Raw genomic sequence first — 9476 nt, 5'->3', positions numbered from 1 at the left:
TCATTGTATCAAAAAAGAAAAACTGTATAAACAATGAACTAAGATTCATTATTTACACAGTTTATTTTACACTCCCGACTAACCCCTACTATAACAAAGCCAACACCTAAAGCAAGACCTTCAAGAACGCTATCCTTGCTATTTTTCTCACCTGACACAATTCTTCCCCCAACATAATATATTTTATAACATGTCTAACTCCAACAAAGCCTCTGTTAACAAGACTACTAAACGCATTATTTCTCAATTTTCTTAAAAAGCTAATACTTACGAGAATGAAAATGTGTTTATTGCTAATTAGAAATTTTTGAGTATAGAATACTATTTCAAAGAACCTAATCTTCATGTCTTAGTCAAAACTTACCATTATTTCCTACACTCGTTTCTTTATCCACTTAAATCCATTCCAAGCCTTCATAGAGCAGGAAAAATATCCTCACTAAACAAAATTAGCAAATCACTTTAAACGGTGCATGCCCACTTTCGCTATTTCTCAACAATGTCGGTTTTCTAAACCTTAAACTAGTGTCTAATCTAAAAATCGCCATTTCTTCCTCTACCTCAATAAAAGAAATATTAATCCATATTGGCGCTCTCGGGAAAAGCCCACCTAGGACTCCGACAACATCTTTAACTGAGAGTTTCTTATCTCCTATGTTTTCTTTTGTTAGAACCAAGCGTTTCATCATCTCGTCTCCGCCGTCCAACATTTTCCCCACTTCTTCAACTGGCTCAATAATAAATTTATCTACTGTGCTATGAATTCCCATTTTTTCTTTTAATTCACTAGCAGCTTTCAATAAGTTTTCAGCAAATATTTCTTCGTTCATTTGAGTTACTTTGTCCATTGAGATCATCTCCTTTATTTCAGCTTAGTAGATTCAATTTTCTTCAAGTTCCCTAAATTAACATATCCAGAATTTGTGAACTCTAATTGATAAATTTCCAACCAAGAATTTTTAGTCGCAATCCCAGCATCATTAAATATCAGCTCATAATTCTTCGCATGTGCAACAGTAGGTGCATAATGACCCGACTCATTAGTAATTCTTCTTATATTTCCATATGAATCTACCTTTAATTTACCCGCCGCTAAAACATCCTCGCCATTTGCTAGGTAAGAATGCCCTCTACCTACTTGGAGTACGCCACTTTTATCAACAACAAAATCAACTTCATTTATACCATCTCTAATTTTAACTTGTCCATTTTTTAAAACATAGTCAAATGATTTTCCTGACTGTAGTTCATTTGGATATCTATTTTCTATAGTCTGAACAGGCTCCACTTCTTTTATCTTCAATTTTTTCTGCGCCACTTCTAGATGACTTTTAGGTATCATTTTACCTGCGCCTTTCATCGTTATGCCACCTAATAATACAAACGAAATAATCGAGAAGCTTTGCATTTTTGTCAGCGGCACACCAGGATTCAGCGTATTGATGCCCTTCATTGCGTCCAGCATATAATTCGTCATAAAATCGCCAGTTTCTTCGGATGTTACTTTAATTGTACCATCTTTTAATCCATCATTATAGGCGATACTTGCTTCTGCGGTCTCGCGATTTGTGATACCATTTTTGCTTAAGATCCAATAGCTGCCTTCTAGTGTCTTCGTGTAGTCATCAAAATTATACGTTTCTTTGGCTTCTTCTCTGGTACTAAGTGATTCAGCCAGCCTAATTGCATTTTGCTAGAATCATAGGTGTGTGTCGTGTCGTTGAACGCTTTTCCAGCTAGGATTTCATTCACACCAGTCTTGACTTGATACATTCGCGATAAAATGTCATGCATCACGTTCGTATGGCTATGCTCAAAATCCAGATAACGTTCTAAAATCTTGATCTCTTCTTTGATTTGCATCATTGACGTTTCCAGTCCTAGCTTCATGCCTATCTGTTGCCCGATGTTCAAATTCCCCGTCATTGAGTCCATCGCATGCGTGAAGTCATCCAATAAATTCTCTGATCGTCTGATTTCGGCATACAGCGCATCCAGTTTATCCGAATCCAATCGCGAGTCAAACGCATCATCTACTTGGGATTCAAAGTCCTGTACATACTTTTTCAAAATCCGATCCGCTTCACTCAAACACTCGATGGTCGTGTCTACGATAGGATAGTGTACCGTTTCATAATAGCTTTTCGCGCTATCAACAAACTCACCTTGGATCTCACCATCCGCCACTAATTTCGCCACAGCTTTTCGATAATCTCGCAACGCATCCCGTAACCGTTTACTTTCTCTTAAAAACTGCTCCACAAAATAACGTACTTCCCCAATCTCAATCCGTGGCATGCGCATCAGCCTCCTTCGATGCAAATTTGGCTCGTTGGTGTGCGCGACGCGATTCTTGTATCGCATCATCCACGGCATACATTTGTTTTTTCCGCTTCTGCCATTCTTCCGTCATCGTTTCTTCCACTAGTCCTAATCGCTGTCGTGACCTGTTCCCCTGCCACGCATCCTGAAAAGTATGTAGCACATTTTCCTGTGCCCGTTTTGCTTTTGAAAATAATTGCTCGAGTTCCTCAAACTGTCGCTCGTTCTTGATTTGTTCTTTCCAAGCGTCTTCTTCCCGTTGTCTTGGTTGCATTGCTATGTATCCTCCTAACCTATTTTTTACTTCCCACCCATTCGATTCCTTGACGTAGCATATCGCCCAGCGCTTTTTCAGAGGCAACAAATGCTTTCTCCACGTTTTTCAAATTCGCGGTATCTTTTTGAAACGCAGTTGGAACGGACGCCGTCATTTGCGCAAACTCCATCGCGCCTTCTACTAGTTGCCGTGCGCTACCTGTGGAATAAGATACACTCGGCTTTGGTTATAGTTTTAAATTATTCGTCGTGGCTTGGATTGCGCTAGCATGTTCCGCTAATCGGCCACTTGGTAACTGTATTTTCTTTGCCACTTGCTACTCATTCCTTCCTTATTTTATTGCTATTGGAAATATTATACCATATCTTAATGATAAAAAATCCTAATATATAGCAAAAAAATCGGGTTATTAGTAAAGAAAAATTTCTGCCACAAAAGATTGAAACATCATAGTAATACGATGAAAACAAAAAATCGTTAAACTGCCTAGATTACTTGTCATACCAACAAGTTACCTGCAGTTTAACGACTTCTTTTTTACTCAAATATGCCCTCGACAGGAATCGAACCTGTATTTTGAGCTTCGGAGGCTCACGTGCTATCCGTTGCACCACGAGGACGGATTTTTAATACACTCACAATCAATAATTATAGCGGAAAATTCCCGATTACACAAGCTTTATCTCATATCAAAATTTCATGCGAGCCTTTCGTTTGACCTAGTTTGACCAATCGTGTAATATGTAATCATAAAGTAAGAAATAAAAGGCAAGAAAGTCATGCTTTTTAGATGAAATATACCTAAACAGGAGGCGTTTTTATTATGAATTTAATTCCAACAGTAATCGAGCAAACTAGCCGTGGGGAACGTGCGTATGACATCTATTCCCGTTTACTTAAAGATCGGATTATTATGTTAGGTAGCGCGATTGACGATAACGTTGCTAACTCTATCGTTTCTCAGTTGCTATTCCTAGACGCGCAAGACCCTGAGAAAGATATTTTCCTTTATATCAACTCACCAGGCGGTAGTATTTCTGCTGGGATGGCGATTTATGACACGATGAATTTCGTAAAAGCGGACGTTCAAACAATCGCAATGGGGATGGCAGCATCAATGGGATCATTCCTACTTACAGCTGGCGCAGACGGCAAACGTTTTGCACTTCCAAATGCTGAAATCATGATTCACCAACCGCTAGGTGGCGCGCAAGGTCAAGCTACGGAAATCGAAATCGCAGCTCGTCACATCCTTAAAATCAAAGAACGTATGAACACAATTATGGCAGATCGTACAGGTCAACCAATCGAAGTTATCTCACGCGACACAGACCGCGACAACTTCATGACAGCGGCAGAAGCGAAAGAATACGGCCTAATTGATGACATCGTAGTCAACAAAGCTGGTCTAAAATAAGCACAAAAAATCCCGAGCTATCTCTGATTAGAGATTAGTTCGGGATTTTTTAATCCATATCCTCGCGTCGCTTCTGAATAAACGCACGGAACTTCTTACTCTCCCTTGAAGAAAGAAGACATTCCTCTTGATTCACCATCGTAATAATACCACCGACATAATTTACCGATTCAATTTTATCCGTATTCACTATGTAAGCCCGATGCGTCTTATAAAAACGCTCGTCAAGACTATCCGCCAGCCCCTTAATCGTACCATAAAACTCAATTTGGCGATCTTGCGCATGCAAAATAATCCTACGCGCCTTTGTTTTTAATGTGCTCAAAAATAAGATATCATCATAGAGTTCATGAATAACCTTCTCATCCGTTTTCATTGTGAAAAACTTGCCAACCTCTTTGCGTTCCCTGCCAACGCGCTCTTCCACACTTTTCATACAATCAAAAATCCGATTGCGCACTTTGTCGAAATCGTCTTTGATAATATAATCCATGGCTTCCACTTTATAGGTAAAAGTTAAGTAACTAAGCTCCGCGTGAGTTGTGATGAAAACGATAAACCCTCTAGGATCGTATTCCCGAATTTTCTGCGCCAGATCCAAACCGTCTAGCCGCGGATGCTTCAAGTCAACATCTAGAAAGTAAAGACCCATTCCTTCGCCACCAAATTGCACGTAAGATAACAGTTCTTCAGGGTCACCTGTGGACAAAGCTAGCTCCATATCGAAATTCTCCATCATGATATAATTCTCAACATGTTTAACAAGCTCATTTCGCTGAGTAACCTCGTCCTCACAGATAAAAACCTCTATCATCTCCTCACCCTCCTGTTAGCCGATTTCCAGTTCCTGCACAAATCCATGTTGCGTTATCTTCGTGTCCAGAGATACATTCGGATATTTCTTTAACGTATTCTTCAAAGTTGACAAGCCAATTCCACGATTATCGCCTTTCGTAGAAAACCCTTCCTCGAAAAACTGATGAATCGGTGGCGAATTTTCCGGCAAACTATTAGCAAATATAAGTACAATAGCTTCTTTTTTCTGAATAATTGCTACGCGTATAGTTGGATCATCCGTATCAACAACTGCCTCAATCGCATTATCCAATAAAATCCCCGCCACCCGGCATAAATCAAGACTATCCATATTCATTTCATCGATTCGCTTATAAACCTCAACCTGGGCATCAACGCCAAGTTCCTGCGCCCGAATCATCTTCGTAGCAAACAATCCCTTAAGCTCAATAACCTCTAGATTCTGCAAAGTCGAAAGTTTTGAAATATTAATTTCCATATCAGAATTCATCGGAATAACCTTTGTCCGAAAATAAACACTAAGCCCATCCATATCCGAGTTTGTGATGAAACCATTGATGCCTGATAAAATATTCACGTAATCATGTCGGAAAACACGCATATCTTTTTGTAGTGCTTCGAGCGCGCCGACGTATTCACGGAGTTGGCGCATTTGTAAGTCTTGAGCTTCGACTTTTGCTGATTTAACTGCATTTTTGACTACATATAAAAGAATTATAATCATAATAATAGTATATGTTAAAAATACTATGGCATTGGTTTTTAAGGTTTCTCCTGAAAATCCTGACATGCTCCCTTGCCAAATATACACATAAAATAGACATAGCGTTACTGAACTAATAATAATAATCAGCATCAAATATTTCCCCTGAACAATAACATCATTTCGCAATCTACCTATAATACTATCGATAGATTTGAAAAGAATACAAATATAGAGGAACATTAAAACTTGTTCGATAAAGGAATCTTCCATGACAGGAAAGCTTGTAATCATCGATAGCAAGAACATTGTAATATAGGAAAGTGCGTATGCAACTACAGTACACAGAACAGCTCCCACAACACTAATGAGAGATAATTTGATACTTTTCGATTTAGAATACAGCACAAAAAACAATACAATTATAATGTACAAAACCGATAGGTAGCTTACATAAAAGAGTAAAGGTATAGCTGTCATCATTAGAAGAATTGCAGTTAACAATGATAGTTTTAAAGAAAATTTTACCCTACTAATAATTTGAATACCTAGTAAAAAATAAATTATCTGCATTACACAACTGAATATTGTAGCCATATTTCCTCCCTCTGCCTTATAAAATAAAGTAATTTTAATTAAATTATAGAGGATAATTCAGCATTTTACAAATTTCAAACGTATTTCTCCAATTTATTTTCTCCTTGCTAATAAGCTAGCTGGGAGTTTAGGTTCATATACAAAGCCAACACAACATTTATTCACAGACTTATGCGCCAGCTTAAGTGCAGCTTCCTCAATTACATCGCGAAAATTCATTCTATTTTTATTGTTTTTTTCGTTATACATTTTCATAGTTATTATATCTCCTCATTAAAAGTTTGTAGGACAATGGATGAATCATTATTGTTTGGAGCAAACAACCAAACAATATTAATACTTTATAAGTTTGCATCGGAACTATAATTACTATGGCTATAATAAAAATAGTGTTAATTATTGATTTCCGCCTCAAAACGTGTCTTTTTTGAGCGTTAAAAAGTGGCATATTCTCAGTATCAGCTGGAGAATATAACGAAATATTCAGTAAAATCAAAACACTAATAGCAACAATCATCCACCCAGACAATTGTATGTCTTTAACGAAATACGGCAACACCACAAACATCACAACACTTGTTATTGTACACCCCAAACTAGTCTTCGCATGCAGTCCAAACGAATGCCTACGAACAATCAAGTAAGAAACATGTACAACCAGCGTCTGCCAAATCATCCCTAACAAGGCAGCGGCGAGGTATACGGTAATTCCCTTCGTCACGTTCACTAAAAATATTTCTACACCATACTTCACAATCGCAAATCTGTCTTCATCAACTTCCCTATCACGGAAAATTGTTCTGGTAATCTTTGCTGCCATATTGGGGACGGTCAAACTAAACATATCCATTCGCCTCCCTATTCATCGAGTGCTAATTCCCAGACAGAAACTAGCGAAATTTCACTAGCTCTATCCGAATTAACAAACTCTGCAATTTCTATCCTATCATGTGGTATTTCATTCTCATTCAATATTTTCTCTATATTTCGTGTTACTCTTCCGTCTTGAGAGAGAAGAGTTTGCTTCCCTCTCAACGGCTTACTATACAGTGCCTCATCCCGATAAACAATCATGTACAGCTTGTCGCGGTTAAGTCCTACCAAAAATCGATTGTCACTGATTCCAACATGCCCCGTGATGCTATCTAGAAAATAGATGTAACCACGATATGTAATCAACATTTTGTATTTGGGCTGATTATCAGCTACTGGAAACCGATCTAAAAGGTAGTCTTCTTTTTTTATATAGTCGCGTCCAAGCTGTGAAAATACTGCTAACATAAGACAATCCCATTTCGAATCCTCACTATTGCGATCAACTAAACTAATCTTAGCCAAAACGGGGCTAAAAAACTGCAAATCACGAACAATTTCCTTTTGAAAAAATAAGCATGGTTGTGTGCTAGCCATTTTTGCTTGAACAAATGGTGTCATCATTTCGTAATCTACTCCTTTTTAGTATCGAATAATGTGGTTCAAAAAGCTCATCTAAGTAAGCCTTATTTCCATAAACTTATTATACGATAGAAAATCACTCTTTTTATCATTTTGTCGTGAACGTAGCGATTTCGTTCGTAAACGCGAAAAAAGGGGTGTTTTTACGTTATAAATATAACTAAATTATTTTTTAAAGTAAAAAAGGATAAAAAACAGCTTGAAAAACCATTTTTTTAATCCTTTTATTCTTCTTGTAGAAACCATACATTTCTCACCATTTACCATATGAGCAACACCTTTACTTCTATCGATTTCTAAAATGTGATCTTTATTCACCAGAAAAGCACGATGTGTTCGATAAAATCGTTCGTCTAGCTCGGATTCCAAGTCTACTGTCTTCATGCTCCTGTAACAATCGCAACTGCTCCAAACTTTTTTAAGGGATATTTTCGTGGTAATTAGTTAATTATATAAACAGCCATGTATCAATATTGCTACTATATACTTCAAGTTACTGGATCAATCTTTATCCTACCTTACCGCAATCCCTGCACCCTTCTTATCTTTTGCCGATGGTTTTGATGCTTTTAACGCACTGCCTCCGTAACCATACATAATATTAGTATTATTATTTTTATTGTATAAATCTTTTAATCCCATTGTATGTCCAATTTCATGTGTTGCGACAGCTTGCTTTTGGGCATTTGTTAGTTTCACCATACGATACATATTGTACTTGATATGCCACCTAACAATCTTATAATCGTTCTTGTAGTAATAGATTGTGGTTACAGCATAGGCTGATGATCGTGGGTCGCTGTTTGTATTAATCGTATTTATAGATTTCTTAACTTTATTGGAGATTCGATAAATCCCTGTATTCCGCCATCTTTTTGCAGCTTCATTGGTAATACCTATATATGCACTTGGAATTGCTAATGAATACGTTGTCCAATCCGAAGCCCTCTTCGCTAAATGTGCTCCATTAATGATGTAACCGGCAGCTTCACTCCCGGCTTTTCCAACAACATGTGCTTTCGAAACAGGTGTAAAAATAGTCATGGATGCGAGTAGAATAACAGTTGCTATGCAGAATTTCTTCATTCTTTTACGTCCTTTTCAAGTTGCATTTTAAAGGCTTCTGTATCTAAAACTTGTGAATTATTAGCCGTTTCTTCTTGTTTTTCGATAATGGCTTGATCCAAAGTTTTTGTATTCTCTTTCTCAGGTAAAGCAGATTCACTATCTCCAAATTTCAATGTTGTGTCGCCGTCAACAAAATAGGTTCCGTTTACTTGCCCTTTAATCCAAAATGTCTTGCCATCACCTGAATCCATCAACATCAAAATGTAAGTTTCCCCTGACTCGAATAACGGATAATTCTCAATCTCCATTCCATTTTTACCTTCTTGAAGAATATAGACAGGGTCGTTAGTTTTCTTTTTGCCTGCATATATTTTTTCTATAGTACCTTCGAATTTTGATTTTGCAACAATATTATCTCGGCCCTCAACAATTTCTTTCAACTTTCCAATTTTAACTTCTGCTATTAAGTCGGCTTCTTTGATTGCTTGATCATAAGTAACATCTTCAATCGATGTATGCACACTTGCTTCCAATTTATTATTTGATTTGCTAGTTTCTTTTGCCGGCTCCTTACTACATGCAACTAGAATAGAAAAGCTTAGGAATATTATCGTTAGTTTTTTCATGTGAGCACTCCTCTTAGTTATTTATAATACATTTTAATCTTATCATGTATTTGTATTAAATAAGGGACTTTGTTACCGAAATCTATACAAAGATTTTTTACAAGAAAACGAATAAAATCAATCGAGTAGGAGGAGCCGTTAGGCTCCGACCTCTCACACCACCGTACGTACCGTTCGGTATACGGCGGTTCAATA

General features: G+C 37.4%; 14 protein-coding genes and 1 tRNA gene. 1 reads left to right on the top strand and 14 read right to left on the bottom strand.

Annotated elements, in window-relative coordinates; all coding sequences use genetic code 11:
* Window positions 1-449: 449 nt before the first annotated feature.
* The 6 genes from R8925_RS15255 to R8925_RS15230 all read right to left on the bottom strand — a co-directional run bounded on the left by R8925_RS15255 (window position 450) and on the right by R8925_RS15230 (window position 3219).
* Window positions 450-848, bottom strand: a complete 399-nt coding sequence (locus R8925_RS15255; RefSeq protein ID WP_430536647.1) for a hypothetical protein — start codon at window positions 846-848, stop codon at window positions 450-452.
* Window positions 849-862: 14 nt separating this feature from the next.
* Entirely contained in the window at window positions 863-1360 is a 498-nt protein-coding gene (locus R8925_RS15250; RefSeq protein ID WP_430536646.1) for a hypothetical protein, read from the bottom strand.
* A 245-nt stretch (window positions 1361-1605) separates the two neighbouring features.
* The gene (locus tag R8925_RS15245) at window positions 1606-2298 is read right to left on the bottom strand and encodes a T7SS effector LXG polymorphic toxin (RefSeq protein ID WP_430536645.1); all 693 of its coding nucleotides are present in this window, start codon (window positions 2296-2298) and stop codon (window positions 1606-1608) included.
* On the bottom strand, window positions 2285-2596 hold the full coding sequence (locus R8925_RS15240; RefSeq protein ID WP_430536644.1) for a hypothetical protein: 312 nt from the start codon (window positions 2594-2596) through the stop codon (window positions 2285-2287). Before R8925_RS15240 ends, R8925_RS15245 begins: the two co-directional genes overlap by 14 nt.
* Before the next feature lie 19 nt (window positions 2597-2615).
* On the bottom strand, window positions 2616-2768 hold the full coding sequence (locus R8925_RS15235; protein WP_430536643.1) for a hypothetical protein: 153 nt from the start codon (window positions 2766-2768) through the stop codon (window positions 2616-2618).
* Window positions 2769-3147: 379 nt separating this feature from the next.
* A tRNA-Arg gene (locus R8925_RS15230) sits at window positions 3148-3219 on the bottom strand.
* Between the two features lie 203 nt (window positions 3220-3422).
* Here R8925_RS15230 and clpP point away from each other — a divergent pair.
* Window positions 3423-4016 carry an ATP-dependent Clp endopeptidase proteolytic subunit ClpP gene (gene clpP, locus R8925_RS15225; RefSeq protein WP_430536642.1) on the top strand — a complete coding sequence of 198 codons (594 nt, stop codon included), beginning with the start codon at window positions 3423-3425 and terminating at the stop codon, window positions 4014-4016.
* 49 nt (window positions 4017-4065) lie between these two features.
* Here the strand turns inward: clpP and R8925_RS15220 are convergent, their stop codons facing one another.
* From R8925_RS15220 to R8925_RS15185, 8 genes are all read right to left on the bottom strand, one after another.
* A complete protein-coding gene (locus R8925_RS15220; RefSeq protein ID WP_430536641.1) occupies window positions 4066-4830 on the bottom strand; it encodes a LytR/AlgR family response regulator transcription factor in 765 nt (254 codons plus the stop codon).
* A 15-nt stretch (window positions 4831-4845) separates the two neighbouring features.
* Window positions 4846-5688 (bottom strand): sensor histidine kinase, encoded by an 843-nt coding sequence (locus R8925_RS15215; RefSeq protein ID WP_430536640.1) that lies wholly within the window; start codon window positions 5686-5688, stop codon window positions 4846-4848.
* A gap of 537 nt (window positions 5689-6225) precedes the next feature.
* A complete protein-coding gene (locus R8925_RS15210; RefSeq protein ID WP_430536639.1) occupies window positions 6226-6387 on the bottom strand; it encodes a cyclic lactone autoinducer peptide in 162 nt (53 codons plus the stop codon).
* Window positions 6374-6976 carry an accessory gene regulator B family protein gene (locus tag R8925_RS15205; RefSeq protein ID WP_430536638.1) on the bottom strand — a complete coding sequence of 201 codons (603 nt, stop codon included), beginning with the start codon at window positions 6974-6976 and terminating at the stop codon, window positions 6374-6376. The genes R8925_RS15210 and R8925_RS15205 overlap by 14 nt, the downstream gene beginning before the upstream one ends.
* Window positions 6977-6990: 14 nt before the next feature.
* Window positions 6991-7569: a hypothetical protein gene (locus R8925_RS15200; RefSeq protein ID WP_430536637.1), complete on the bottom strand. Its 579-nt coding sequence runs from the start codon at window positions 7567-7569 to the stop codon at window positions 6991-6993.
* A 183-nt stretch (window positions 7570-7752) separates the two neighbouring features.
* Complete coding sequence (locus R8925_RS15195; RefSeq protein WP_430536636.1) at window positions 7753-7971, bottom strand: LytTR family DNA-binding domain-containing protein; 219 nt, start codon at window positions 7969-7971, stop codon at window positions 7753-7755.
* A 129-nt stretch (window positions 7972-8100) separates the two neighbouring features.
* Window positions 8101-8673 (bottom strand): zinc metalloprotease, encoded by a 573-nt coding sequence (locus R8925_RS15190; RefSeq protein ID WP_430536635.1) that lies wholly within the window; start codon window positions 8671-8673, stop codon window positions 8101-8103.
* Window positions 8670-9281, bottom strand: coding sequence for a hypothetical protein (locus tag R8925_RS15185; RefSeq protein ID WP_430536634.1), 612 nt, complete (start codon window positions 9279-9281; stop codon window positions 8670-8672). Before R8925_RS15185 ends, R8925_RS15190 begins: the two co-directional genes overlap by 4 nt.
* Window positions 9282-9476: the final 195 nt, after the last annotated feature.

The sequence above is a fragment of the Listeria rocourtiae subsp. hofi genome, from assembly GCF_963575615.1.
Classification (GTDB): Bacteria; Bacillota; Bacilli; order Lactobacillales; family Listeriaceae; genus Listeria_A; species Listeria_A hofi.
This window is presented reverse-complemented; position numbering and strand designations above follow the sequence as displayed.